The organism is Marichromatium sp. AB32, from assembly GCF_003718675.1.
Taxonomy (GTDB): Bacteria; Pseudomonadota; Gammaproteobacteria; order Chromatiales; family Chromatiaceae; genus Marichromatium; species Marichromatium gracile.
Map to the genome: position 1 here is coordinate 35,672 of NZ_RHFJ01000016.1, position 25,353 is coordinate 61,024.

The following is a 25,353-nucleotide window of genomic DNA, read 5'->3' on the forward strand; positions in this document are numbered from 1 at the left end:
GTGACCGAGATCCAACGTCTTGACACCACCGACGCCGACTACCAGGAACGGCTCGACGGCCTTCTGGCCTGGGAGTCGGTCTCCGACGATCGCGTCCAGCAGACGGTCGCCGAGATCATCCGCGAGGTGCGCGCGCGCGGCGACGCGGCGCTGATCGACTACACCGCCCGCTTCGATCGCTGGTCGCCGGCCAGTGCCGCCGACCTGGAGATCCCGCGCGCGCGTCTGGCCACCGCCTGGGAGCGCATCCCCGCGGCGCAGCGCGAGGCGCTGGAGCAGGCCGCCGCGCGCATCCGTGCCTATGCCGAGCACCAGAGCGTCGAGTCCTGGAGCTTCGAGGAGGCCGACGGCACCCTGCTCGGTCAGCAGGTCACGCCGCTCGATCGCGCCGGGCTCTACGTCCCCGGCGGCAAGGCGGCCTATCCCTCCTCGGTGCTGATGAACGCCATCCCGGCCAAGGTCGCCGGGGTCGCCGAGCTGATCATGGTGGTGCCGACCCCGGATGGCGAACTCAACGAGCTGGTGCTCGCCGCCGCGCACGTCGCCGGGGTCGATCGCGCCTTCGCCATCGGTGGCGCCCAGGCGGTGGCCGCGCTCGCCTACGGTACCGACTCGGTGCCGCCGGTCGACAAGGTCGTCGGTCCCGGCAACATCTATGTCGCCACCGCCAAGCGCGCGGTGTTCGGCCAGGTCGGCATCGACATGGTCGCCGGTCCCTCCGAGATCCTGGTGGTGTGCGACGGCCAGACCGATCCCGACTGGATCGCCATGGACCTCTTCTCCCAGGCCGAGCACGATCAGGACGCGCAGTCGATCCTGGTGAGCTGGGACCACGATTTCCTCGACCGGGTGGCGGCGAGCATCGATCGTCTGCTGCCGACCATGGAGCGCGCCGAGATCATCGCCACCGCGCTGCGCGCCCGTGGCGCGCTGATCGCCGCGTGCGACCTCGACGACGCCATCGCGGTGGCCAACCAGATCGCCCCCGAGCACCTCGAGCTGTCGCTGGCCGATCCGCAGGCGGTGGTCGGGCGCATCCGTCACGCCGGCGCCATCTTCATGGGTCGCTATACCGCCGAGGCCCTGGGTGACTACTGCGCCGGCCCCAACCACGTGCTGCCGACCTCGCGCACCGCGCGCTTCTCTTCGCCGCTGGGGGTCTACGACTTCCAGAAGCGCTCGAGCCTGATCATGGCCTCGGCGGCCGGTGCCGCCACGCTCTCGCGCACCGCCTCGGTGTTGGCGCGGGGCGAGGGTCTGACCGCGCACGCGCGCTCGGCCGAGTATCGCGGCGAGGACGCCGCCGAATAGCCTCTGGTGGCGTGACATGACCACGGTGATCGATGCGTTGGTCCGCCCCGAGATCCAGGCCATACCGGCCTACCGGGTCGCGGCGGCGGACGGGATGATCAAGCTCGACGCGATGGAAAACCCCTACGGCTGGCCCGATGAGTTGAAGGCGGAATGGCTCGAGACCCTGCGCGGGCTCGATCTCAACCGCTACCCCGACCCCAATGGCGAGGCGCTGCACACGGCGCTGCGCGAGACCATGGGGATCGGCCCCGAGTTCGAGCTGTTGCTCGGCAACGGCTCGGACGAACTCATCCAGATGCTGGCGATGACCGTCGGCGGCCCCGGACGGCGGCTGCTGTCGCTCGATCCGGGGTTCGTGATGTATCGCCAGATCGCCCAGTGCGCGGGCATGGAGTACGTCGGCGTGCCGCTGCGTGCCGACTTCGCCATCGACCTGCCGGCGGTGCTCGCGGCGATCGAGCGCGAGCGTCCGGCGTTGATCTTCCTCGCCTATCCCAACAACCCCACCGGCAACCGCTTCGACTCCGAGGACATGGTACGCATCATCGAGGCCGCCCCCGGCCTGGTGGTGGTCGACGAGGCCTATGCGCCCTTCACCGACACCAGCTTCCTCGGTCTGCTCGGCGACTGGCCCAACCTGCTGGTGATGCGCACCGTCTCGAAGATGGGGCTGGCGGGGCTGCGTCTGGGCTATCTGGTGGGGCCGCGTGACTGGCTGGCGCAGATCGACAAGACCCGGCTGCCCTACAACATCAACGTCCTCACCCAGGTCTCGGCGGTGTTCGCGCTGCGTCACAAGGCGCTGTTCGACGCCCAGACCCGGGCGATCCGTGAGGAGCGCGCGCGGCTGTTCGCGGCGCTCGCCGCGCTCGACGGTCTGCACCCCTATCCGAGCGAGGCCAACTTCATCCTCGTGCGTACCCCCAGGGGGCGCGCCGGTGGTCTGTTCTCGGCGCTGTGCGAGCGCGGCGTGCTGGTGAAGAACCTCGACGGCAGCGCCCCGGCCCTCGCCGATTGTCTGCGCATCACCGTCGGCACCCCGGAGGAGAACGCGGTGCTCGTCGATGCGCTGCGGGCGGCCTTGTGCGCGAGCGGCTGATCGACGATTTCGGCGCCGCCGATGGCCGCTCGTGCCTCGGCACCCGCTGGCGGCTGGTCGCCGATCAGGTGATGGGCGGGCGCTCGCAGGGCGCGCACTGGTACGGCGAGGAGGACGGTCGGCGGGTGCTGTGCATGCGCGGCGCGGTGAGCCTGGCCGAGGGTGGCGGATTCCTCCAGCTGTTGCTGCCGCTCGCCGAGTCGGGGACCTTCGATGCCGGTGACTTCACCGGGCTGTGGCTGCGGGTGCGCGGCAACGGCGAGGATTACAACCTCCATCTCAAGAGCGACGCGCTGCACCACCCCTGGCAGTCCTATCGCGCGGGGTTCACCGCGACCCCGGCGTGGCGCACCTGCCATCTGCCCTTCGCCGCGTTCAGGCCGCACCGTGTCGATCGCCCGCTCGACCCGCGTCGGCTGACCCGGCTGGGTGTGGTCGCCATCGGTCGCGCCTTCGAGGCTGAACTCTGTCTCGACGCCATCGGGCTCTATCGCGACTGATCCTGTCGTGATCGGTGGCTATCTGCTGCTCTTCGTCTCGGCCTTTCTCGCCGCGACCCTGCTGCCGGCCTCCTCCGAGGTCGCCCTCTACGCGCTGTTACAGGCCGGGGCCACGCCTTGGCTGCTGCTCCTCGTCGCCACCCTCGGCAACACCCTGGGGTCGTTGCTCAACTGGTGGCTGGGGCGGGCGCTGTTGCGCTTCCAGGATCGGCGCTGGTTCCACTTCACCCCGGCGCAGATCGCCGCTGCGCAGACACGTTTCGCCCGCTACGGGGTATGGACCCTGTTGTTCGCCTGGGCGCCGCTGATCGGTGACGCCCTGACCCTGGTCGCCGGGGTGATGCGGGTGCCGCTGCGGCTGTTCCTGCCGCTGGTCGCCCTCGGCAAGGGTGCGCGCTATGCGCTGATCCTGTGGCTGGCGAGCTGAGCGCTGCCGCTACCACAGCCGCAACAGGAAATAGAGCGTCATGCTCAGGGTGACGGTGAGCAGTACGCGGTGGGTGCGCCAGGCGAGCAGCGCGGCCAGGGTGGCGGCGGCGAGCTCGGGGAGGGCGAGGGCGAACCGGCCGGGCTCGCCGTGGATGAACACCACCGGGCCCCAGATCGCGGTGAGCACCGCCGGGCCGGCATAGCGCAGCATGCCGCGCAGATGGCGGTTGAGCCGCAGCGGCAGCGCCGGTTCGAGGAACAGATAGCGGCTGGCGAAGATCACCAGGGTGAGGGCGAGCAGATCGAACAGGCTCATGGCGCCACCTGCTCGGTGACATAGCCCGCGCCCATCCCCGCCAGCGCGGCGAGCACCAGTCCGCCGGAGATACCCAGATGGGCGGCGAGCACCGCCACCACCAGTGCGCTCAGCGCCGCGACCCACAGCGGCCGGTCGACCAGGTTGGGGACGACGATGGCGATGAAGGTCGCCGCCACCGCGAACTCCAGCCCCAGCCCCTCGATCCCGGGCAGGGTCTCGCCCATCACCACCCCGACCAGGGTCGCCAGATTCCACACCAGATAGAAGACCAGTCCGGCGCCGAGCATGTACCAGCGGTCGAAGGCGGGGGCGTCGTGACGGGTGCAGACGGCAAACAGCTCGTCGGTGAGGAGAAAGCCCAGCGGCAGTCGCCAGCGCAGCGGCAGCGTGCCGACCCGGTCGCGCAGGCTGAGGCCGTAGAGCAGGTGACGGGCGGTGATGAAGGCGGTGGCCAGCAACATGGCGGCGAGCGAGGCGCCGTCCTGGGCCATGCCGATCACCACCAGCTGGACCGCGCCGGCGAACAGGATCAGCGACAGTGCCTGACCCTCGAGCGGCGAGAGCCCGCTGCCGACGGCATAGGAGCCGGCGAGCAGTCCCCAGGGGACGACCGCCAGACAGAGTGGTGCGATCGCCACCGCGCCGCGCGCGAGACGTCTGCCGGGGTGAGGGAGCGGTGCTGCGTTCATGCGGTTTCTAGTGCTGTTGTGGAGCGTTCGAGCCTAGCGCTCGCGGGGGCGCGGCGTCTTGTACGTTCTTGCGCGGTACTGGGCGAGATATTGCCCCGGGGTGATGCCGCGGGCGCGCTTGAAGTGACGGTGCAGATGGCTCTGGTCGTGGAAGCCGGCGGCGCAGGCCGCCGCGCCGATCGTCGCGCCTTGGCGCAGCAACGCGGCGGCCCGTCTGAGCCGGGCCTGGACCTGATAGGCGTGCGGAGGCAGGCCGTAGCGACGATGGAAGGCGCGCACCAGATGTGCCGGGCTGCAGCCGGCGAGTCGCGCCAGCGCGGCGAGCGGGATCTCCTCCTCGGCGGCCTGTTCGAGCCGGTCGCGGACCAGCGCGAGACGGGGGTTGGCGCCCGGCTCGCCGGGTGCGGCGTGCATCCCGGCGTGATCGCGCATCAGTCGTGCGAGGGTGTCGTGGAGCGCGGTGTCGCGCGCGAGCCGGCTCGCGGGTCGATCGAGCAGGGTGAAGAGTGTGCGCAGACGGTGCGCCAGGGCCGGGTCGTGCACCACCGGCGAGCGGAACCAGGGGGCGCGCCGACCGGGCTGGCCGAGTACGCGCCAGACCTGCTCGAACTGCTCGGGGGTGGGGTAGAGCGCGCGATAGGCCCAGCCGCCGCTGCTCGCGGCCTGTCCGGTGTGGATGGTGTCGGCGTTGACGAGGATGAGGCTGTCGGTCGGGGCGAGATGGTTGGCGCCGGCGTTGAAGAAGCCCTGGGTGCCGCGCTCGATCAGCGCGATGCTGTAGCCGGCATGGGCATGGCGCGAGAAGCGTTGGTGGACATAGCGTGCGCTCAGCCACTCGAGACCGCCGAGGGCGTCGCTGACGTGGAAGCGCACGCGTTCGTCGTGGTCTTGCAGGGACATGGGTTGCTGGTGGCAGAGCACTGCTCGTCGGGTTGCTCGGAGGGCGCGCGCGGATCCTGGCCGGTCGGTGGGGAGACGCACGGTGGGCGGCGTGTGTCGCAGTGTAGCAGCGCCGGTCGATGTCTGCGGTAGTGGGGGTCGAGTTCGCTCCAGGCGATACGGCCGTTGCGCCCGCTGGCCTTGACCCAGTCGAGGGCGTCGTCGGCGCGCTTGACGATCTCCTGAGGGGCGCGCGGTGGTGCGAACTGGGTCTGCGCCTGACACTCGCCGACACACGGTGTCACCGATGCTGTCGATGACCCTGAGGCGGGTGTCGCCATCGAGCCCGATCGGGTCGCGGTGCAGGCGTTCGCGCAGTCGCGCCAGCCGCGCGCGGGCCTGCTCGGGGGAGATGCGGTGGAGGATCTGCGCGAACTCCTCGCCGCCGATCCGCGCCAGCACATCGCAGTCGCGGCTCGCGGCGCGGCGGATCCCGGCGAGCTGCGCGAGCATCCGGTCGTGGCCGCCGACGGGACGCAGGACGTCCGTCGGCGGCCGGATTGCCCGGCAGGGCGCCGACCTGAGCGCGTGGGACGCGGGCGAGGTCGCGATCGATGGTGCGGCGGCCATCGTGGTGGATGAGGCCGGGGCCCTCGCTGGCGGTGTCGCTCATCCGTGGGAGGGCGCTCAGCGACGGCCCTGGCCGATGCGCGGTGGTGTCACCCGGGGCGGCGCGGCGGTGGCGCAGCCGCCACCCTTGCCCTTGCCCGAGCAGCCGCCGCAGCGACCGCGGTTGGCCCACAGGGTGCGGTAGAGATAGTAGAGCGCAGCGCCGAGCGCGATCAGCGGGATGAGGATGTCGGCCCAGCCGAGCGCATTGCCGGCGGCGACCACCGTCGCGGCGCTGCTGTCGGTTGCGGTCTCTTGCATGCGGTGCTCCGTGGTCTGCGAATGGGTGCGGCCGGGGCGCTGCCCCGGCCACCGGTCAGCCGTGTTCGGGTGCGGTGGTCAGGGCGACGGGGCGTCTCCGGCCCGGCCCGGTGAACAACCCGAGCAGCAACAGCAGCGCGAGCGCGCCGAAGTAGGTCCAGCTCATCATCTCGATCCCCGAGGAGCCGGTGGCGACGCCGATGCTGTAGACCGCGCTGGCCACACCCAGCCCGAGCAGGGTGGGGAAGACGATCGAGAACAGCATCCACTTGTAGGAGCCGGTCTGGACCTTGACCATCACCGTGGTGGCGAGACAGGGCGGGTAGAGCGCGAAGAACAGGATCACCGCCACCGCGGTGAGTGCGGTGGCGCCGCCGGCGCGGGTCTCCTCGCCCATGCGTTGCTCGAGCGTGGCGTTCTGGTCCTCGTCCTGCTGGAACAGCACCCCGAGGGTGGCGACGCTGCTCTCGCGCGCGGCGAAGGAGGAGAGCAGGGCGACGTTGATCTTCCAGTCGAAGCCGGCGAACCGGGTCACCGGCTCCATGCCGCGCCCGATGATGCCGAGGATCGAGCTGGTGATGCGCTCCTCGCGCATCTCGCGGCGCAGCGACTTGCGCGCCGAGCTGAGCTTGCGCAACTCGCGACTGGCCTGACGGGCGTCGCGATCGCCCTTGGGCGGTGCGACCAGCGGGAAGTAGTCGGGGTTGCGGCGCTCGAAGCGCGCCTTGACCGCGCGTGAGCCCTCGGCCCCGGAGGCGTTGAGCTTGGCGCGCTTGTAGTCGTTGTAATAGTTGAGCAGCGGGGTGATGTGCTCGGCGGTGGCGACCCAGTCATAGGCGTTGCCCGCCATCGCCTGCTCGAAGCTGCTCACCGCCGCGCGACCGCGCTCCTCGAAGTCGGCCATGCGCGTGTCGGAGAGTCCGGGCAGGTGCAGCAGGGTGAAGACCACCACCGCCACCGCGATGACGATGGTGCCGACCTTCTTGATGTAGAGCCAGGTGCGATCGATGGCGCGCCGCAGCACGCCGCCGAGGGTCGGCAGGTGATAGGCCGGCAGCTCCATGACGAAGGGCGAGGTCTCCTCGCCGCGCAGCACGGTGCGGGTGAGCAGCTTGGCCACCAGCAGCGCGAAGATGATGGTCATGGTCGAGATGTAGAACATCATCAGCGCCTTGTGCTCGACGAAGAAGATCCCGAGCAGCAGGGTGTAGAGCGGCACCTTGGCCAGACAGTTCATGAAGGGCACGGTGAGGATGGTGGCCATCCGTGCGCGGTTGTCGGGGATGCCCTTGGTGGCCATCACCCCGGGCACCGCGCAGCCGCCGGCGAACACCCCGGCGAGGATGAAGGGCAGGGTACTCTGGCCGTGCAGCCCGAAGCGGTGCAGCACCTTGTCGAGGATGAAGGCGATGCGCGCCATGTAGCCCGAGTCCTCGAGCACCGCGATCAGCGCGAAGAGGATGAGGAAGATCGGCACATAGTTGAGCAGGGTGTTGGCCGAGTCGACCAGCCACAGCCCGAGCGCGCGGGTGTAGGGATCGACCAGGAAGCCGGCATCGGGCAGCACCCCGGCGACCAGCTCGCGCATCCCGGCGAGCAGCGGCCAGGTGTAGTTGGTCAGCTCGTAGCCCCAGACGATCGCCACCTGATAGATCAGGAACACGGTGAGCACCAGGAAGGCCGGCGCGGCGAGACGGTTGAGCACCACGCGGTCGATGCGCTCGGTGAGGGTGGTGCGCGGACGGTCCTCGCGCCGTTCGACCACGCCCGCGAGCAGTTGTCCGACGGTCTGGTCGCGACAGGCCGCGAGGTGGTCGGCGACGTCGAGTCGCGCCTGGGTCTCGAAGTCGCCGCGCCGGCGCGCCGCCTCCTGGAGCAGGGCCTCGGCCTGTGGTGCGGGCAGGCGCTCGCGCAGCTGCCGCTGCGCCTGGGCGTCGTCCTCGAGCAGCTTGAGCGCGAGCCAGCGCGCGGGCACGGCGGCCAGCTCCGGGGTGGTGGTCGCGTGCTCGACGAGTGCGCCGATCGCCGGCTCCAGCTCGCCGTAGTCGACCGCGGCGGCGGTCTTGCGGTGATCGCACGCGCGCGCGCGAATCGCCGCGCGCAGCGCCTCGCGCCCCTCGGAGCGGCGCCCGACGGTGGGGATCACCGGGACGTCGAGTCGGGCGGCGAGGCGCTGCGGGTCGATCTCCAGCCCGCGCCCGGCGGCGACGTCCATCATGTTCAGCGCCAGCACCAGCGGCAGCTCCATCTCCTGGAGCTGCAGGGTGAGGTGCAGCGAACGGCGCAGGTTGGAGCCGTCGACCACGTTGACGACGACGTCCGGGCGCTCCTGGATGAGGAAGTCGCGCGCCACCCGCTCCTCCAGCGAGAAGGAGGTCAGGCCGTAGGTGCCGGGCAGGTCGACGATGCGTACCCGGCCCTCGGTGTCGCCGTACTGGCCGTACTTCTTGTCGACCGTCACCCCGGGGTAGTTGGCGACGTGCTGGCGCGCCCCGGTGAGGGCGTTGAACAGGGTCGACTTGCCGGCGTTCTGCTGACCGGCGAGGGCGACCAGCAGGTCTCTGCGCTCAGTCATCGTCGCCGACCTCGATGGTGGCTGCCTCCTGACGGCGCAGGGTGACGTTGGTCGCCTCCAGCTTCAGTTCGATAGGGTCGTTCAGTGGCGCGCTGCGCACCAGCACCACCTCGACGTTCGGCATCAGTCCCAGGTCCATGAGGCGCTGGCGTACGGCGCCGCGCGCATGGTGACGACGGATGCGCGCGCGGTGACCGGGGCGCATGTCGTTGAGGGTGCGGTGGGGGTGGTTCGGTCGGTTCGGCATGGCGGGGCCTTGAGCAGTACGAGCGGGCTGAGGGCGGAATTCTAGACTTATTGATGCTTTGGCGCAAATGATAAAGATTAGCGTTTGCGTGATTATGCCCTCTTGGGGTAAGGTCTCTCGCGCCCCGAATCGACCGGGATGCCGATCCCGGCGACGACGAAAATCGCAATCTGGAGAGTTCGATGCGCAAGATCCTGCCGCCACTGACGCTGCTCGCAGCCACCCTGGCCGCCACCCCGGCCCTGGCCCACACGCCGCTGTGTTCCTGCTACGACAACGGTGACGGCACCGTCTTCTGCGAGGGCGGCTTCTCCGACGGCTCCTCGGCCTCCGGCGTGGCGATCCGCGTGCTCGATGCCAGCGGCAGCGCCGTCATCGAGGGCGCGATGACCGAGGACAGCGAGTTCGAGTTCGACAAGCCCGATGGCGAGTACAAGGTGGTGTTCGATGCCGGTCCCGGTCACGAGATCGAGATCGACGGCGAGGACATCGTCGAGTAAGGGCCAGCCGCGCTGGCCGCAATACCCCGCTTTCTGACACCGGAACCCTAGCTACGATGATGAAGACCCCTCTCGCACTCCTCGCCTCGGCAGCCGCGCTCGGTCTCGGCACCGGCGCCGCCCAGGCGCACTTCCAGCTGCTCTACACCCCCGAGACCATGCTCGAGTCGCCGGCCGAGGTCGATCTCAAGCTGGTGTTCGGGCACCCGATGGAGAACGGCCACGCCATGGACATGGGCGAGCCGCTCGATTTCTTCGTCCAGTTCAAGGACCAGCGCATCGACCTCAAGGACGCGCTGCAGCCGATCACCTGGCAGGGCGCCCACAACCAGGCCAAGGCCTATCAGGCGACCTACAAGGTTCGGCGCAACGGTGACTATGTGTTCGCGCTGGTACCCGCGCCCTATTACGAGGGTAGCGAGGACATCTATATCCAGCAGATCACCAAGTCCTATCTGAACAAGGGCGCGATGCCCACCAACTGGAGCGAGCCGCTCGGCCTGCCCACCGAGATCGTGCCGCTGAACAAGCCCTATCAGGTGTTCGCCGGCGGCACCTTCACCGGTCAGCTGCTCGCCGAGGGCCAGCCGGTGGCCGGCGCCGAGTGCGAGATCGAGTACATCAACACCGAGATCGACATGACCGCCAACGCCTTCGGCGAGGACACCCTGGGCACGGTGCCGGCGACCGCGATCGTCGCCATCACCGATAGCGACGGGCGCTTCACCTTCGGCATCCCGACGCCCGGGGTGTGGGGCTTCGCCTGTCTCGGCAGTGGCCCGGAGAAGGCGCACGAGGGCAAGGAGCTGTCGCAGGATGCGGTGATCTGGGTCGAGGCGCGTCCCCTGGAGGTCGGTGCGCCGGTCGTCGAGGCGGGGGTGAGCGAGCAGGCCGAGGCGGGTGACGCCGAGACCTTCGATCGCGAACTGAGCCTCGAGCAGCGGCGTGATGTGCAGGCCGCGCTGCGCGGGCTCGGGGTCTACGGCGGTGGTGTCGACGGTCGCTTCGGGCCGCAGACGCGCGAGGCGCTGAAGGTCTTCCAGCGGGTGCGCGAGCTGCCCGTCAATGGTCTGGTCGATGCCGAGGTGCTCGATGTGCTGAGCCGACTCGGCGCCAACTGAGTCGTTTCGCCGGACGCGCGGGAGCGGGTTCGGCGGGCATCTCCATCGCCCCGGTTCGGCCTCGTGCCGGGCCGGGGCGATGTCTTTTCGGGATCCGTGCCCTGACGACCGTCCGTGCGGCATGTCCGGTGACGGGGCGGGGGGAGAGACGGGGGCGGTGCGGGGTGTTGCGGACGTGCGGCGATGGCGGGGCCGATGGCGCGACGGTGACGCCGCGCGCCTGGCGTGTTCGGGGCGAGCTGCGGTCGTTCAGCCCTTCATCGAGGAGAAGAACTCGTCGTTGGTCTTGGTCGCCTTGAGTTTGTCGAAGAGGAACTCCATGGCCGCCAGTTCGTCCATCGGGTGCAGGATCTTGCGCAGGATCCACATCTTCTGCAGTTCCGCCGGGCCCATCAGCAACTCCTCGCGGCGGGTGCCGGAGCGGTTGATGTTGATCGCCGGGAAGATGCGACGCTCGGCGATACGGCGATCCATGTGGATCTCCATGTTGCCGGTGCCCTTGAACTCCTCGTAGATCACGTCGTCCATGCGCGAGCCGGTGTCGACCAGCGCGGTGGCGATGATGGTGAGGCTGCCGCCTTCCTCGACGTTGCGCGCGGCGCCGAAGAAGCGCTTGGGACGCTGCAGCGCGTTGGCGTCGACGCCGCCGGTGAGCACCTTGCCGGAGGAGGGCACCACGGTGTTGTAGGCGCGCGCCAGGCGGGTGATGGAGTCGAGCAGGATGACCACGTCCTTCTTGTGCTCGACCAGACGCTTGGCCTTCTCGATCACCATCTCGGCGACCTGGACGTGACGCGTGGCCGGCTCGTCGAAGGTCGAGGAGATGACCTCGCCGCGCACCGAGCGGGCCATCTCGGTGACCTCTTCCGGACGCTCGTCGATGAGCAGCACGATCAGGTAGCAGTCGGGGTGGTTGTGACCGATCGACTGGGCGATGTTCTGCAGCATCATGGTCTTACCGGCCTTGGGCGGCGAGACGATGAGGCCGCGCTGACCCTTGCCGATGGGGGCGACCAGGTCGATGGTGCGGGCGGTGATGTCCTCGGTGCTGCCGTTGCCGACCTCGAGGGTGAGCCGCTCCTGGGCGAACAGCGGGGTGAAGTTCTCGAACAGGATCTTCGACTTGGCGTTCTCGGGGCGATCGAAGTTGATGTCCGAGACCTTGAGCAGGGCGAAGTAGCGCTCGCCGTCCTTGGGCGGACGGATCTTGCCCGAGATGGTGTCGCCGGTGCGCAGCGCGAAGCGCCGGATCTGGCTGGGCGAGACGTAGATGTCGTCGGGGCCGGCGAGATAGGAGGCGTCGGCCGAGCGCAGGAACCCGAATCCGTCCTGCAGGATCTCGAGCACGCCGTCGCCGTAGATGTCCTCGCCACGCTTGGCCTGTGCCTTGAGGATGGCGAAGATCAGGTCCTGCTTGCGAGAGCGTCCGACACCCTCGATGTCCATCGATTGGGCAAGGGCAACCAGCTCGGGTACAGGCGTCTTCTTGAGTTCGGTTAGATTCATCACGGTTATCGTTAAAGACAGAGGTCGTGGCTGGTGGGCAGCGCCCCGCGAGAAGGATCGGTGTCGCGAGAGGATGCGGCTGCAGGACAGCAGCCCACCGGAGAGGGGGCGTCCGGGCGGACGCCCCGTGGAAATTAGAAAGTCGATCGCCTCAAACGCGCGGGTGCCTCGCCGCGCGCTGGTTGGTTGCCGGGTGTCAGAGGTTGCTGTCGATGAAAGCGGTCAGCTGCGACTTGGAGACGGCGCCCACCTTGGTCGCCTCGACCTCGCCATCCTTGAACAGCATCAGCGTGGGGATGCCGCGGATGCCGTAACGGGGAGGGGTGTTGGGGTTGTCGTCGATGTTGAGCTTGGCGACCTTGAGGTCCTTGCCGTACTCGCTTGCGATCTCATCGAGGACCGGGGCAATCATCTTGCACGGACCGCACCAGTCGGCCCAGTAGTCTACGAGCACCGGCTTGGAGGATTTCAGCACCTCTTCCTCGAAGGTGTCATCGGTCACGTGGACGATGCTGTCGCTCACTGGAGTCGTCTCCCGTTGAATTCGTGTGGTGAAGGGCGTGAGAACTCGCCGTTGAGGCGTCGCGCGGGTCGGCTGTGGAGCGGGCGGGCGAATTGGCGTTGATATGGGCCCTTGGGTAAGATGCTATTTGATCCAAAGCGAAGAGAATTTGCAAGCCTTGCCCGTCCGCGAGGTCTGTAGCTCAGGGATACCCGAAACGTCATGACAGACACACACCTCTCCCAGACGCGCCTCGACTCGCTGGCGCTTGATCCGCGGATCCTCGCGGGTCTCGCCGAGACCGGTTTCACCCACTGTACACCGATCCAGGCCGAGACCCTGCCGATCGCCCTGGAGGGGCATGACATCGCCGGTCAGGCACAGACCGGCACCGGCAAGACCGCAGCCTTCCTGCTCGCGACCATGCAGCGGCTGCTCGGCCACCCCGCCGAGCCGCGCGATGCCGCCGACACCATCTGTCGACCGCGGGCGCTGATCCTCGCCCCGACCCGCGAGCTGGCGGTGCAGATCCACAAGGACGCGCTCGCCCTCGGCGCCCACACCGGGTTGCGTCTGGGGCTGGCCTATGGCGGCACCGGCTATCAGAAACAGCGCGATGAGCTGGCCGCAGGTGTCGACATCCTCATCGGCACCCCGGGACGGCTGATCGACTACTTCAAGCAGCGGGTGTTCGACCTGCGCGGCATCGAGGTGGTGGTGCTCGACGAGGCCGATCGCATGTTCGACCTCGGTTTCATCAAGGACATCCGCTTCCTGCTGCGGCGGATGCCGCCGCCCGAGTCGCGTCAGGGGCTGCTGTTCTCGGCCACGCTCTCCTACCGGGTCACCGAGCTCGCCTACGAGCACATGAACCAGCCGCGCCTGATCAAGATCGAGACCGAGCAGGTCACCGCCGATCGGGTGCGCCAGTGCTGCTACATGACCGCCAACGAGGAGAAGATCCCGCTGCTGGTCGGGTTGGCGCGCGGCTGGCTCGAGGGCGATGCGCGGATCATGGTCTTCGTCAACACCAAGCGCGAGGCCGATCGCGTCTGGGGTTATCTGCAGGGCAACGGCATCAACACCGCCGTGCTCTCCGGCGACGTGCCGCAGAAACAGCGGTTGCGCCTGCTGCGCGAGTTCACCGAGGGTTCGCTGCCGGTGCTGGTCGGTACCGACGTGGCCGCGCGCGGGCTGCACATCCCCGACGTTACCCACGTGGTCAACTTCGACCTGCCCGAGGACCCGGAGGACTATGTCCATCGCGTCGGGCGCACCGCGCGCGCCGGCGCCGCGGGCGATGCCGTGGGCTTCGTCTGCGAGACCTATGCCTTCTGTCTGCCCGACATCGAGGCCTATATCGACGCCAAGATCACCGTCGAGCCGGTCGATCCGGGCCTGCTCGCCGAGGTCGATCCCGGCAGCCGCTTGCGTCCCGAGCGTGCGCGTCGCGATGGGCATCGTTCCGGCGAGCGTGGTGAGCGCGGCCATGGCGAACGCGATGGGCGCAGACGCAGCGCGCGACCGAGATCGGCCGAGCCGGTCGCGGAGAGCGAAGGCTCGACCCGTGACGCCTCGACCGAGTCGTCCGCGCAGCCGCCGCGCCCGCGCCGGCGGCGTTCGACCAAGGTCTCGGACGCCCCGGCCTCCTGTGCCCTCACCGATCCCGCCACCGATCCCGCCCCCCAGCCCCCCACCGAGACCGATGCCAGCCAGGCCGAGGCCCCGCGCAAGAGGCGTCGGCGGCGTCGGCGCAAGCCCTCAACCAGTCAGGAGACAGGCGTTCAGTCGCCCAAGCCCGAGGAGATCGAGCCGGTCGACTGAGCCGCGTCCAGTCCGGGGATCAGCTGTCCGAAGTCGGTGATGGTGGCGAAGCCCTCGACGCGGCGCGGCGCGGCGCGTGAATCGGGCGCGCCGACGGCGAGCAGCCAGCCGAAGCCGTAGTCGTGGGCCGCGCGCAGCACCTGCGGGTTGTCGTCGACGAACAGGGTGCGCGTCGGGTCGAAGGGCTCGATGGTCTGCACCCGCGACCAGAATCCCGGTGTCTCCTTGATCGCGCCGAGGTCATGGGCGCAGATGATGTGCTCGAAATGACCGGCGAGACGGGTGCGTTCGAGCTTGAGCGCGAGCGCGCGCTGGTGGGCGTTGGTCACCAGCACCCGGCGTCTGCCGCGCGCGCCGAGCAGCTCGAGGAACTCGACCACCCGCGGGTGGACCGCGATCAGGTGCTCGACCTCGCGCTTGAGCAGGGCGACGTCGAAGCCGAGCTCGCGGCTCCAGTGATCGAGACAGTACCACTCGATGGTGCCGGCGAGATCGTGATAGCGGGCGTGCAGCTCGGCCCTGGCCGTCGCCACCGGGATGCCGCGCGCCTCGGCGTAGCGCCGGGGCATGTGTTCGAGCCAGAAGTGGTTGTCGAAGTGCAGGTCCAACAGGGTGCCGTCCATGTCGAGGAAGACGGTGTCGATCCGCGTCCAGTCGATGTCGATGGGCTCTGGGGTCATGTGCTGCGCCGGAGGTTGGTTGCGAGTGGGTGACCGCTGCCTTGGGTCGGGGCCGGTGGGGCAGAGGATGCCCGATGCCCGGGCGCGACGCCAACCCGCCGCGCCCCGGCGGCCTTCGGTTATGGTGGTTTCGAGCCGCGTGCCCGGTGTCGGGCCGCCGCGGCGCTCTCATCCCTGCAAGGAGTCCCTGATGCGGTCCAAACCCAAGATCCTCGACCGTCGCGTGGTCGCCGAGAGTCGACTGTTCCGGGTCGAGCAGATCGATCTGGAGTTCGCCAACGGCGCGCGGCGTACCTATGAGCGGGTGCCCGGCAGCGGCAACGACTCGGTGATGATCGTGCCGATGCTCGATGCCGAGACGGTGTTGCTGATCCGCGAGTACGGCGCCGGCAGCGAACGTTACGAACTCGGTCTGCCCAAGGGGGTGGTGGAGCCCGACGAGCATCCACTCGCTGCCGCCAACCGTGAACTCCAGGAAGAAGTCGGGCATGGGGCGCGGACGCTGCGCATCATCGATCGGGTCTCGCTGGTGCCCGGCTATATCGCCCATCGCAGCCTGATCGTGCTTGCCCAGGATCTCTATCCGAGTCGCCTGCCGGGCGACGAGCCCGAGGAGATCGAGGTGGTCCCCTGGCGCCTCGACGCGCTCGATGCGCTGCTCGCGCGCGAGGACTTTGACGAGGCCCGTGCCATTGCCGCGCTCTTTCTCGCGCAGCGCGCGCTCGCCGCCGGGGACTGAGCGGCGCGCCGTCACCGCTGGGGTCGATATCGGGAGGGATCCGCATGACCATCATTCGAGTATGGCTGGCCGCTGTTCTGCTGGGGGTGACGATCGCCGCGGTGGCAGAGGAGGGCGGTGGGGCCTTCGACGATCGCCCGCGCGCGACCCTGCTCGAACACCCCGATTGGTTCACCGAGACCCTGTTCGATCTTCCCGATGATCTGGCCAGGGCGGTGGCGGCGGGCAAGCGCGGGCTGATGGTCTATGTCGGCCAGCGCCGCTGCGCCTATTGTCATCTGCTGATGGACGAGGTGTTCGGCCAGGCCGACATCCGCGACTACACCCGGCGTCATTTCGACGTCGTCGCACTCGATGCCTGGGGCGTGGCCGAGGTCACCGCCATCGACGGCGCGGTGCTCAGCGAGCGGGCGCTGGCGCTGCGCGAGCAGGCCGACTTCACCCCGACGATCCTGTTCTATGACGCCGCGGGACGACTGGCGCTGCGGCTGCGCGGTTACTACCCGCCCTATCAGTTTCGCGCCGCGCTCGAATACGTCGCCGACGCCCACTATCAAAACGAGTCCTTCCGCGACTATCTCGCCCGTGGCGACAATCGTCTGGTGTTCGAGCTCGACGCGCTCAACGAGGCCGATTTCTTCCAGCCGCCGCCGCACAACCTCGATCGTCGCTTCCCTGCCGAACGGCCCCTGGCGGTCTTCTTCGAGCGCGGCGAGTGTCATGCCTGCGACGTGCTCCACGGCCAGGTGTTGCGCGGGACCGGGCTGGATGCGTCTTTCACCCGGATCGACGCGGTACAGCTCGACATGGATGCCCCCACCCCGGTGATCACCCCGGACGGTCGGCGTGTCCGCGCGCGTGACTGGGCCGCCGAGCTGGGCCTGTTCTATGCGCCGTCCGTGCTGTTCTTCGACGAGCGTGGTCGTGAGCTGCTGCGGGTCGACTCGGTGGCGAGCTTCTATCGGCTCGGGCGGGTGCTCGAATACATCGACAGCCGCGCCTATCGCGACCTTCCCTATGGTCGCTGGCGGGCGCGCGTGGAGACGCCCGGAGAGTGAAATCGACCGTTTCGTGTACAGTGCTAGTGTTGGGAAAATCAGGGAGTCCGGCGCTACGTCATTGAAATAGCGCGATCCCGGCATGGTTATTATCTGTTATTTTTCCGCGTCGCTGTTTTTGACGGTCTGACGATCGCGCACGATCGTCATGCCCCGTAAGAGGAAGAATAATGCAAAGCGTCTATATCGCCGGCGCCGGACGCGGTAGCGGCAAGTCCGTGGTCGTGCTCGGCTTCATGGAGATGCTCTCGTCGGTCAAGCAGAAGGTCGGGTTCTTCCGGCCGTTCGCCCCCCGGGGCGCGACCGAGGACAACCTGACCGCGCTGATCCGTAGCCGTTACGATCTGCCGTTCCCGCCCGAGATGCTTTACGGCTGTACGGTCGAGACCGCCCGTCAGCTGATCGGCAGTGGCCGCTACGACGAGCTGCTGAAGCTGATCCTCAACAAGTTCAAGATGCTCGAGGAGCGCTGCGACCTGGTGGTCTGCGCCGGGACCGACTACAACGGTTTGATCCCCTCGCTCGAGCTCAGCTTCAACGCCGACCTGGCGAGTCACTTCGGCTGCGGTCTGGTGGCGGTGGTCAAGGGCTTCGGCCGCACCCCGCAGGAGGCGCAGGATGCGTTGCACATCGCTCACGAACTGATGCGCGAGCGTGGCGGCGACTTCCTGGTGAGCATCGTCAACGGCGTCGAGCCCGAGTGCGTGGAGACGGTCAAGGACCGTGCCCGCGACCTGCTCACCGACAAGGAGAACGTTTGCGTCATCCCCGAGGATGCCGAGCTCGGCATGCCGACGGTGGGCGAGGTCTGTCAGGCGTTGGGCGCCGAGCGTCTCTACGGCGACGATGACGCGATGAACCAGGTGGTGTCGAGCTACAAGATCGCCGCCATGGCGGTGCCCGACTTCCTCGGCTATGTCGAGGACGGCAGCCTGATCATCACCCCCGGTGACCGCGCCGACATCATCCTCGCCAGTCTCGCCGCCGACGCCTCGGCCGCCTTCCCGCGGGTGGCCGGGCTGCTGCTCACCGGCGGCATCGAACCCTCGGACAAGGTGCGTCAGCTCATCGAGGGGCTGCGTCGCACCAAGGTCGCCATCCTCCAGGTGCCGACCGACACCTTCACCACGGCGATGAACCTGCACGGCATCGAGTCGACCATCCTCCCCGGCGATGCGCGCAAGATCGCCGCCGCGCTGGGGCTGTTCGAGGCGCACGTCGACGTCGACGACCTGCGCACCCGGCTCACCGGGCGGCGTTCCGAGCGGGTCACCCCGCTGATGTTCGAGTACGAGCTGATCCAGCGCGCCAAGGCGCGGCGCCAGCGCATCGTGCTGCCCGAGGGCAACGACGAGCGGGTGCTGCGCGCCGCCGAGATCCTGATGCTGCGCCAGGTCGCCGACCTCACCCTGCTCGGCAACCCCGACGAGATCCATCGCACCATCGGCGAGCTCGGGCTCAAGCTCGAGGGGATCCGCATCCTCGACCCGGCCACGGCGCCGGAGCGCGAGCGCTATGCCAAGGCCTACTACGAGCTGCGCCGGCACAAGGGCATCTCCGAGCAGATGGCGCTCGACGTGCTCGAGGACGTCAGCTACTTCGGTACCATGATGGTGCACGTGGGCGACGCCGACGGCATGGTCTCGGGCGCGGTGCACACCACCCAGCACACCATCCGCCCGGCCTTCGAGACGGTCAAGACCAAGCCCGGCGTCGAGCTGGTCTCGAGCGTGTTCTTCATGTGCCTGCCCGACCGGGTGCTGGTCTACGGCGACTGTGCGGTCAACCCCAACCCGACCGCCGAGCAGCTCGCCGAGATCGCCGTGACCTCGGCCGAGACCGCCGCGGCCTTCGGCCTCGAGCCGCGCGTGGCGATGCTCTCCTATTCGAGCGGCAGCTCGGGCAAGGGCGAGGACGTCGAGCGGGTGCGCGAGGCCGCGCGGCTCGCCCGCGAGCGTCGTCCGGATCTCAAGATCGAGGGTCCGATCCAGTACGACGCCGCCGTCGACGTCAACGTGGCGCGCTCGAAGATGCCCGACAGCGAGGTCGCCGGACATGCCACCGTGCTGGTGTTCCCCGACCTCAACACCGGCAACAATACCTACAAGGCGGTGCAGCGCAGCGCCGGGGCGGTGGCCATCGGGCCGGTGCTCCAGGGGCTCAACAAGCCGGTCAACGACCTCAGCCGCGGCTGTACCGTGACCGACATCATCAACACCGTCGCCATCACCGCCATCCAGGCGCAGACCGAACAGGAGATCCAGGCATGAAGGTGCTGGTCCTCAACTCGGGGAGTTCCTCGATCAAATATCAGCTCTTCCGCAGCGAAGACTGGACCGCCATCGCCTCGGGCATGGTCGCGCGTATCGGCGAGACCGAGGGCGAGATGCGTCTCGAATGGCTCGACGCCGATGGGGTGATGCAGCGCGATCAGAACGATCTCGCCGTGCCCTCGCACCAGGAAGGCATCGACTTCATCGTCGAGACGCTGCAGTCGCACGGCGTGCTCGGCGACGTCTCCGAACTCAGCGCCATCGGCCATCGGGTGGTCCACGGCGGGCCGCACTTCAAGCACCCGGTGATCGTCGACGCCGATGTCCTCGCCGAGCTCCACGAGGTGATCCCGCTCGCGCCGCTGCACAACCCCGGTCATCTGGCCGGGATCGAGGTCGCGCGCAAGCACTTCCCGAGCGTCCCTTCGGTGGTGGTGTTCGACACCGCATTCCACCAGACCATGCCGCCGACGGCCTATCGCTACGCGATCCCGGAGTATCTCTACACCGAGCACCGCATCCGTCGCTACGGCTTCCACGGCACCTCGCACCACTATGTCGCCAAGCGCGCCGCCGAGCTGCTCGGCAAGCCGCTCGAGCAGTGCAACCTGATCACCATGCATCTCGGTAACGGCGCCAGCGCCAGCGCCATCCGCAACGGCCGCTGTGTCGACACCTCGATGGGGCTGACCCCGCTCGAGGGGCTGGTGATGGGCACGCGCTGCGGTGACATGGATCCGGCGGTGCCGATCTATCTGAGCAAGCACCTCGGGCTCAACGCCGAGGCGATCGACCACATGCTCAATCGTCAGAGCGGGCTGCTCGGCATCTGCGGCGTCAACGACATGCGCGAGGTGGTGCGCCTGGCCGAGCGCGGCAACGAGCGTGCCGAGCTGGCGCTGGGGATGATGACCCATCGGCTGAAGAAGTACATCGGCGCCTATTACGCCGAGCTCGGCGCGGTCGACGCCATCGTCTTCACCGGCGGGATCGGCGAGAACTCCGCCGAGGTCCGAGCCGGCGCCTGCGCCGGTCTCGAGGCGCTGGGCATCGAGCTCGACGCCACGGCCAACGCCGGTCGCGCCGATGAGGCCGGACTGCGTATCAGCACCGCCGAGAGCCGGGTGCAGCTGTGGGTGATCCCCACCAACGAGGAGCTGGAGATCGCCCAGCAGACCCTGGCCACGGTGGAGCGCAAGCGGCGCTGAACCTCGACGGGATCGTCAGCCGCCAGCGCTTGGCCGGTGGCGGCTGGCGCTGTCCTCTCGATCAGGCGTACAAGACATGAACGGCGCGCCGGGCGAGGCCCGCGCGCCGTTCATGTTTTACGCAGGTCACGGGCTGCCGGTTGGGGAGTGAGCGGACGCGCGCTGTCATGCTGCTGATCCGTCGGATGTGCGGCCTGTCGGTTAAATGCGAGATAATCGGTCATTCAACCGTGGTCCGCTTGGGGTTTCCCGTCGGCCACGCACGAGAACAACGACCGAACGAGCCACCCCAAGGAGGTGACGATGTCCGATACCAGCTCCACGTTCTGGAGACCGGTTGCGCTGTTCCTGCTGGTCGCCCTGATCGGCGTCTATCTGCTCTACGAGTGGTATGACGACCGGCTCTATGAACAGCTCGACAGCCAGGAGAGCGCGCTCGCCCAGGCCGAGCGCAATGCCCGCCAGCTCGATGCCCGGCTCGCCGATGCCGAGTCGCGCCGTGAGCTGCTGGCCGCCGAGCTCGATCGGCTGGGCGCCGAGCACGCGGAGCAGCTGAGTGAGCTCGAGCAGCGACTCGCCGCGCTGCTCGGCGAGAAGCAGGGCCTGGAGGAGCGCTACCAGACGTTGCTCGAGCGCCATCAGGCGATGGAGGTCGATCTCGACTCCGAGCGTGCCCAGGCGAGCGGTGCCTATGCCGAGCTCGAGGCGCGCTATCAGCAGGCCGAGGAGACCATCGCCGCGCTGCGTGACGATCTCTCCCGGGTCCATGAGACGATCGCCGCCACCGCGGCCGAGCATCGTGCCCACATCGAGACCCTGGAGCGTCATCTCAACGAGCGCATCCATCTCTCCACCACCACCCCGATGGATGCCGAGCTGCTGCGTCTGGCGCAGAACCTCGGGGTCGTGCCCTCGGAGGCCGATCGTCAGGCCATCGCCGAGCTCAAGACCAAGCTCGAACTGCTGCAGGAGGACTATGCCGCCGCCCGCGCCAAGTACGAGGTCGACTGCGCCCATCTGCGCCAGGCGCTGGAGCAGGCCGAGGCCAAGGCCGAGGCGCGCGGCGCCGAGCTCGAGCAGCTCAAGATCGCCTACGACGAGGCGCTGGCGGCGCTCGAGACGCGTCCCGCCGAGGCCGGCGAGGCCGTGGCCGAGCTCGCCGAGCTGAACCGGACCCTGGCCGCGCGCGAGGCGCGGATCAGCGAGCTGGAAGCGCGGCTGGTGGCGGTCGGTCAGCAGCGGGTCGAGGCCGAGGCCGCGCTCGCCGAGCGTCCGAGCGCAGCGCAGCTTGCCGAGCTCGAACGCGCGCTCGGCGAGGCGCGGGCCCGCATCGAGGGACTGGAGACCGAGGCGGCGGCCGCCGCCGAGGGGGCCGATGTCAGTGCCGCGCTGCGCGAGCAGCTGGCCGCGCGCGAGGCGCGGATCGCCGAGCTGGAGGCCGCGCTCGCCGAGCTGGAGGCCGGGCACCAGGCGCTGAGTGCCGAACTCGATGCCCGTCCCACCGCGGCGCGGGTGAGCGAGCTCGAGGAGGCCCTCGCCGCGGCGCAGGCGCGGATCGCCGAGCTGGAGGACGAGCTGGCGGCCTTCGCCGCCGGTGCCGATGCCGATGCCGGTCTGCGCGAGCGGCTGGCGGCGCGCGAGGCGCGGATCTCCGAGCTGGAGTCGCAGCTCGCCGCGCAGCAGGCACGGCTGGCCGAGGCCGATGCCGCGCTCGCCGAGCAGGCCGACGACGCCGAGGTTGAGGGGCGGGTCGAGGCGCTGAGCGCGGCGCTCGCCGCCGAGCGCGCCGAGACCGCTCGGGTGCGCGCGCTCTACCAACGCCTGGCCGAGCTGGGGGCGAGCTACACCGAGCAGGGGATGCGGCTGCGGCTGGCCAACGACACCCTGCGCTTCCCCTCGGGGGCGGCGACCCTGCCCGCCGGCGAGCTGCCGGTGCTCGATGGTATCGTCGCGCTGCTCGCCGACAATCCGGGGCTGACCCTGCGGATCGTCGGTCATACCGACAGCGCCGGCAGCGATGCGATCAACCTGGAACTCTCGCGCCAGCGCGCCGAGGCGGTGCGCCAGGGACTGATCGAGCGTGGGCTGGAGGCCGCGCGGGTCGAGGCCGAGGGTATCGGCGAGGCCGAGCCGATCGCCAGCAACGCCACCGCGAGCGGTCGCGCCAGCAACCGCCGGGTCGAGATCTATGTGATCGAGTGACCCGCAGGCGACGTCCGTTGCGACGTCGCCGGGCACGCGCCCGGTCGTTCCGGGCGCCTGTCCTCCCGCCTCAGTCGGTGAGTTCCTCGCCGACCGCCAGCCGGGCATCGAGCCAGGCGTGCACGTCCTCGACGCCCTGTCGTTCGAGCGAGGAGAAGCGCTGTACCGTGATCAGGTCGCCGGCCTCGCGCAGCTCCCTGGCCACCGCCAGTTCGGCGGCGCGTGCCGCGCCCTTGCGGTACTTGTCGGCCTTGGTCAGCAGCAGCAACAGCGGCAGCTCCGCTTCCTGCCCCCAGGCGATCATCTGCCGGTCGAAGGCCGAGAGCGGATGACGGATGTCCATCACCACCACCAGCCCGGCGAGCGCGCGTCGCTCGATCAGGTAGGTGGCCAGATGTTGCTGCCACTGGCGCTTGATCGACTCGGCGACCTTGGCGTAGCCGTAGCCCGGCAGGTCGACCAGACGGCGCTGCTCGTCGAGCTCGAAGAACACCAGGTGCTGGGTACGGCCCGGGGTCTTGCTGGTGCGCGCCAGCGCCTTCTGGTGACAGAGGGTGTTGATGGCACTCGATTTGCCGGCGTTGGAGCGACCGGCGAAGGCGACCTCGCGACCGCTGTCGGTCGGGGCCTGATCGATCCTCGGGACCGAGGTGAGAAAGTGGGCGCGTTGATAGAAGGGATTCATGGAGTGTGCGTGCTGGATTGGTCGCCGTGTGGGCGAGGGGGATGGCGTCTGGCGCCGGGATGGGTAGGGATGCCTGAGTGGCGGGGCGGCGTCAAGCCTCGACGGGGCGCTGCCAGTGTCCGGAGCGACCGCCGTGCTTCTCGATCAGGCGCACCTGCTCGATGGTCATGCCGCGATCGCTCGCCTTGCACATGTCATAGATGGTGAGCAGCGCGACCTGGACGGCGCACAGCGCCTCCATCTCGACGCCGGTGGGACCGGTGGTCTCGACCTGGGCGCTGCACTCGACGGTGCTGGTCTCGGCGTCGGGGGTGAAGGCGATCTCCACCCGCGAGAGCGCGAGCGGATGACAGAGCGGGATCAGATCAGCGGTGCGCTTGGCGCCCATGATGGCGGCGATGCGCGCCACGCCGAGCACGTCGCCCTTGCCGGCGCCGCCCTGACGGATGCGCTCGAGGGTTGCGGGGTGCATGCGAATGCGGCCCGCGGCGAGTGCGCCGCGCCGGGTCGAGGGCTTGTCGCCGACATCGACCATGCGCGCCGCGCCCTGGTCGTCGAAATGGGTGAGATCGTCCATCGGCGGGGCTCCGTCGGTCGGGGCGCCGCCCGCCCAGGGGCGGGCGGGACGCGGATCAGAAGGCCGGCTTCTCCGGGGCCTCGTCGAACATGCGCACGCTCTCCATGATCTCCTGGCGCGCCTCCTCGCGGCCGAACCAGCCGTCGACACGGACCCATTTGCCTTCGTCGAGATCCTTGTAGTGCTCGAAGAAGTGGGCGATCTGGTCGAGCAGGTGCTCGGGCATGTCGCGGAAGTTGGTGATATGACGATAGCCCTTGTAGAGCTTGTCGATCGGCAGCGCCAACACCTTGGCGTCGTCGCCCGACTCGTCGGTCATCTTCAGCACGCCGATCGGGCGGCACTTGATCACCGAGCCGCACAGCAGCGGATAGGGCGTGGCCACCAGCACGTCGACCGGGTCGCCGTCGGCCGACAGGGTGTGGGGGACATAGCCGTAGTTGCAGGGATAGTACATCGCCGTCGACATGAAGCGGTCGACGAACATCGCGCCGGTGTCCTTGTCCATCTCGTACTTCACCGGCTCGGAGCGGGCCGGGATCTCGATGATGACGTTGATTTCGTTGGGGACGTTGTCGCCCCTGGAGACTTTCTTCAGATCCATGTAAGTACTCTGATGGTTGCGAGGGGTGGTTGTCGCGGCGCGCACGCAGGCCCGGGGGGCGGTCGATCCCCCGACGCACACGCGCGACGGAAAGCGACGGATTGTAGACGATCCCCGTGACGGAATCCCAATCGCGGGCGGTTTCGGTGGGTTTCAGCAGTCAGCCCAGCCGGGGATTGAACCGCCAAGATACCGTCTTTCCCGTCAAGCCGCGGAAGCGTAATCGGGCTGGTAGGGACGACGGTTCTTGAACACGCCGAAGCAGATGTGGGCGAGTTTCCGCATGGCGGCGCCGAGGGCGACCATCTTGGGCTTGCCGCGCGCCAGGAGGCGTTCGTAGAGGTCCTTAACGTGAGGGTTGTAGCGAATGGCGGTGACGGCGGCCATGTAGAGGGTGGCGCGTGCATGGGCAGGCCCGGCCTTGGAGAGTCTGGCGCGCCCCTGCACGGAGGCGCCCGACTGTCGCTCGACGGGCACGAGCCCGAGGTAGGCGGCGAACTGTTGGGCCGAGGTGAAGGGGCGGCTTTGCAGCAGCGCCACGAAGCGCTGGGCGACCTTGAGGCCGACGGCGGGGATCGAGGTGAGGAGGTCGACGTCCTCGCGTAGCTGAGGATGGCCGTCGAGGTGGTCGTCGATCTGCTGCTGGAGCTTGGCGAGGGCTTCTTCGAGGAAGGCGATGCTCTCGCGCACCGACTCGCGCACCAGCGCCGGGGTGTGGGTCGCCTCGACCTTCTCCAGGCGGTTGCGCTCGCGTCGCAGGTCCTCGATGAGGGCGCGCTGACGGGCCAGCAGCGCCCGCAGGAAGCGCACCTCGGGCGAGGGCGGCGTCCAGGGCGCGGGCTTGAGGAGCGCGCCGAAGCGCGCCAACACCTTGGCATCGACCGCGTCGGTCT

25 protein-coding genes are annotated in these 25,353 nt (G+C 68.8%); 12 read left to right on the plus strand and 13 right to left on the minus strand.

Annotated features, from left to right (window positions below; translation table 11 throughout):
* The 4 genes from hisD to EBL85_RS07145 are packed head-to-tail and all read left to right on the plus strand — an operon-like array spanning nt 1 to nt 3,340.
* Nucleotides 1–1,311: a histidinol dehydrogenase gene (hisD, locus tag EBL85_RS07130; RefSeq protein WP_123142526.1), complete on the plus strand. Its 1,311-nt coding sequence runs from the start codon at nt 1–3 to the stop codon at nt 1,309–1,311.
* Nucleotides 1,312–1,327: 16 nt separating this feature from the next.
* Nucleotides 1,328–2,413: a histidinol-phosphate transaminase gene (hisC, locus tag EBL85_RS07135; protein ID WP_123142527.1), complete on the plus strand. Its 1,086-nt coding sequence runs from the start codon at nt 1,328–1,330 to the stop codon at nt 2,411–2,413.
* Nucleotides 2,398–2,913: a CIA30 family protein gene (locus tag EBL85_RS07140; protein ID WP_123139522.1), complete on the plus strand. Its 516-nt coding sequence runs from the start codon at nt 2,398–2,400 to the stop codon at nt 2,911–2,913. Before hisC ends, EBL85_RS07140 begins: the two co-directional genes overlap by 16 nt.
* A 7-nt stretch (nt 2,914–2,920) precedes the next feature.
* On the plus strand, nt 2,921–3,340 hold the full coding sequence (locus tag EBL85_RS07145; protein WP_123142528.1) for a YqaA family protein: 420 nt from the start codon (nt 2,921–2,923) through the stop codon (nt 3,338–3,340).
* A 9-nt stretch (nt 3,341–3,349) separates the two neighbouring features.
* Here EBL85_RS07145 and EBL85_RS07150 read toward each other — a convergent pair whose 3' ends face one another.
* The 6 genes from EBL85_RS07150 to EBL85_RS07175 form a co-directional block, all read right to left on the minus strand.
* Nucleotides 3,350–3,658: an AzlD domain-containing protein gene (locus EBL85_RS07150; RefSeq protein ID WP_123139520.1), complete on the minus strand. Its 309-nt coding sequence runs from the start codon at nt 3,656–3,658 to the stop codon at nt 3,350–3,352.
* Nucleotides 3,655–4,350, minus strand: coding sequence for an AzlC family ABC transporter permease (locus EBL85_RS07155; protein WP_123142529.1), 696 nt, complete (start codon nt 4,348–4,350; stop codon nt 3,655–3,657). The genes EBL85_RS07150 and EBL85_RS07155 overlap by 4 nt, the downstream gene beginning before the upstream one ends.
* Nucleotides 4,351–4,383: 33 nt before the next feature.
* A complete protein-coding gene (locus EBL85_RS17400) occupies nt 4,384–5,250 on the minus strand; it encodes an AraC family transcriptional regulator (RefSeq protein WP_223806087.1) in 867 nt (288 codons plus the stop codon).
* A 666-nt stretch (nt 5,251–5,916) separates the two neighbouring features.
* Entirely contained in the window at nt 5,917–6,159 is a 243-nt protein-coding gene (locus EBL85_RS07165) for a hypothetical protein (RefSeq protein WP_123139517.1), read from the minus strand.
* A 55-nt stretch (nt 6,160–6,214) separates the two neighbouring features.
* Nucleotides 6,215–8,734 (minus strand): ferrous iron transport protein B, encoded by a 2,520-nt coding sequence (feoB, locus tag EBL85_RS07170; RefSeq protein WP_123142531.1) that lies wholly within the window; start codon nt 8,732–8,734, stop codon nt 6,215–6,217.
* On the minus strand, nt 8,727–8,981 hold the full coding sequence (locus EBL85_RS07175) for a FeoA domain-containing protein (protein ID WP_123139515.1): 255 nt from the start codon (nt 8,979–8,981) through the stop codon (nt 8,727–8,729). Before EBL85_RS07175 ends, feoB begins: the two co-directional genes overlap by 8 nt.
* 182 nt (nt 8,982–9,163) lie before the next feature.
* On the opposite strand from EBL85_RS07175, the gene EBL85_RS07180 reads away from it, so the two are divergent.
* Entirely contained in the window at nt 9,164–9,481 is a 318-nt protein-coding gene (locus EBL85_RS07180) for a hypothetical protein (RefSeq protein ID WP_123139514.1), read from the plus strand.
* A gap of 56 nt (nt 9,482–9,537) precedes the next feature.
* Entirely contained in the window at nt 9,538–10,602 is a 1,065-nt protein-coding gene (locus EBL85_RS07185) for a DUF4198 domain-containing protein (protein WP_200189292.1), read from the plus strand.
* A 249-nt stretch (nt 10,603–10,851) separates the two neighbouring features.
* On the opposite strand, the gene rho is transcribed toward EBL85_RS07185, so the two are convergent.
* Both rho and trxA read right to left on the minus strand, forming a co-directional pair.
* Complete coding sequence (gene rho / locus EBL85_RS07190; RefSeq protein WP_005224458.1) at nt 10,852–12,108, minus strand: transcription termination factor Rho; 1,257 nt, start codon at nt 12,106–12,108, stop codon at nt 10,852–10,854.
* Between the two features lie 196 nt (nt 12,109–12,304).
* On the minus strand, nt 12,305–12,631 hold the full coding sequence (trxA, locus tag EBL85_RS07195) for a thioredoxin TrxA (protein ID WP_062273231.1): 327 nt from the start codon (nt 12,629–12,631) through the stop codon (nt 12,305–12,307).
* A 201-nt stretch (nt 12,632–12,832) separates the two neighbouring features.
* Between trxA and EBL85_RS07200 the strand changes: the two genes are divergently transcribed.
* The gene (locus EBL85_RS07200; protein WP_123139512.1) at nt 12,833–14,434 is read left to right on the plus strand and encodes a DEAD/DEAH box helicase; all 1,602 of its coding nucleotides are present in this window, start codon (nt 12,833–12,835) and stop codon (nt 14,432–14,434) included.
* Here the strand turns inward: EBL85_RS07200 and yrfG are convergent.
* Complete coding sequence (yrfG, locus tag EBL85_RS07205; RefSeq protein ID WP_123142532.1) at nt 14,395–15,114, minus strand: GMP/IMP nucleotidase; 720 nt, start codon at nt 15,112–15,114, stop codon at nt 14,395–14,397. The two genes, EBL85_RS07200 and yrfG, sit on opposite strands and share 40 nt — an antisense overlap.
* A gap of 190 nt (nt 15,115–15,304) precedes the next feature.
* Here yrfG and nudE point away from each other — a divergent pair, with 190 nt between their 5' ends.
* From nudE to EBL85_RS17585, 5 genes are all read left to right on the plus strand, one after another.
* Nucleotides 15,305–15,853 (plus strand): ADP compounds hydrolase NudE, encoded by a 549-nt coding sequence (gene nudE / locus EBL85_RS07210; protein ID WP_123142533.1) that lies wholly within the window; start codon nt 15,305–15,307, stop codon nt 15,851–15,853.
* Between the two features lie 44 nt (nt 15,854–15,897).
* Entirely contained in the window at nt 15,898–16,911 is a 1,014-nt protein-coding gene (locus EBL85_RS07215; RefSeq protein ID WP_123142534.1) for a thioredoxin fold domain-containing protein, read from the plus strand.
* 170 nt (nt 16,912–17,081) lie between these two features.
* Complete coding sequence (gene pta / locus EBL85_RS07220) at nt 17,082–19,181, plus strand: phosphate acetyltransferase (RefSeq protein ID WP_123139508.1); 2,100 nt, start codon at nt 17,082–17,084, stop codon at nt 19,179–19,181.
* Nucleotides 19,178–20,392: an acetate/propionate family kinase gene (locus EBL85_RS07225; protein ID WP_123139507.1), complete on the plus strand. Its 1,215-nt coding sequence runs from the start codon at nt 19,178–19,180 to the stop codon at nt 20,390–20,392. Before pta ends, EBL85_RS07225 begins: the two co-directional genes overlap by 4 nt.
* A 303-nt stretch (nt 20,393–20,695) precedes the next feature.
* A complete protein-coding gene (locus EBL85_RS17585; protein WP_123142535.1) occupies nt 20,696–22,594 on the plus strand; it encodes an OmpA family protein in 1,899 nt (632 codons plus the stop codon).
* Between the two features lie 70 nt (nt 22,595–22,664).
* Here EBL85_RS17585 and yihA read toward each other — a convergent pair whose 3' ends face one another.
* The 4 genes from yihA to EBL85_RS07250 all read right to left on the minus strand — a co-directional run.
* Nucleotides 22,665–23,279 (minus strand): ribosome biogenesis GTP-binding protein YihA/YsxC, encoded by a 615-nt coding sequence (gene yihA / locus EBL85_RS07235; RefSeq protein ID WP_123139505.1) that lies wholly within the window; start codon nt 23,277–23,279, stop codon nt 22,665–22,667.
* 91 nt (nt 23,280–23,370) lie between these two features.
* Nucleotides 23,371–23,856, minus strand: a complete 486-nt coding sequence (gene moaC, locus EBL85_RS07240) for a cyclic pyranopterin monophosphate synthase MoaC (RefSeq protein ID WP_123142536.1) — start codon at nt 23,854–23,856, stop codon at nt 23,371–23,373.
* A 55-nt stretch (nt 23,857–23,911) separates the two neighbouring features.
* Complete coding sequence (gene ppa, locus EBL85_RS07245) at nt 23,912–24,460, minus strand: inorganic diphosphatase (RefSeq protein WP_005224447.1); 549 nt, start codon at nt 24,458–24,460, stop codon at nt 23,912–23,914.
* A 204-nt stretch (nt 24,461–24,664) separates the two neighbouring features.
* Nucleotides 24,665–25,353, minus strand: a 689-nt coding sequence (locus EBL85_RS07250) for an IS110 family transposase (RefSeq protein ID WP_123142537.1), incomplete at its 5' end; no start/stop codon positions are given.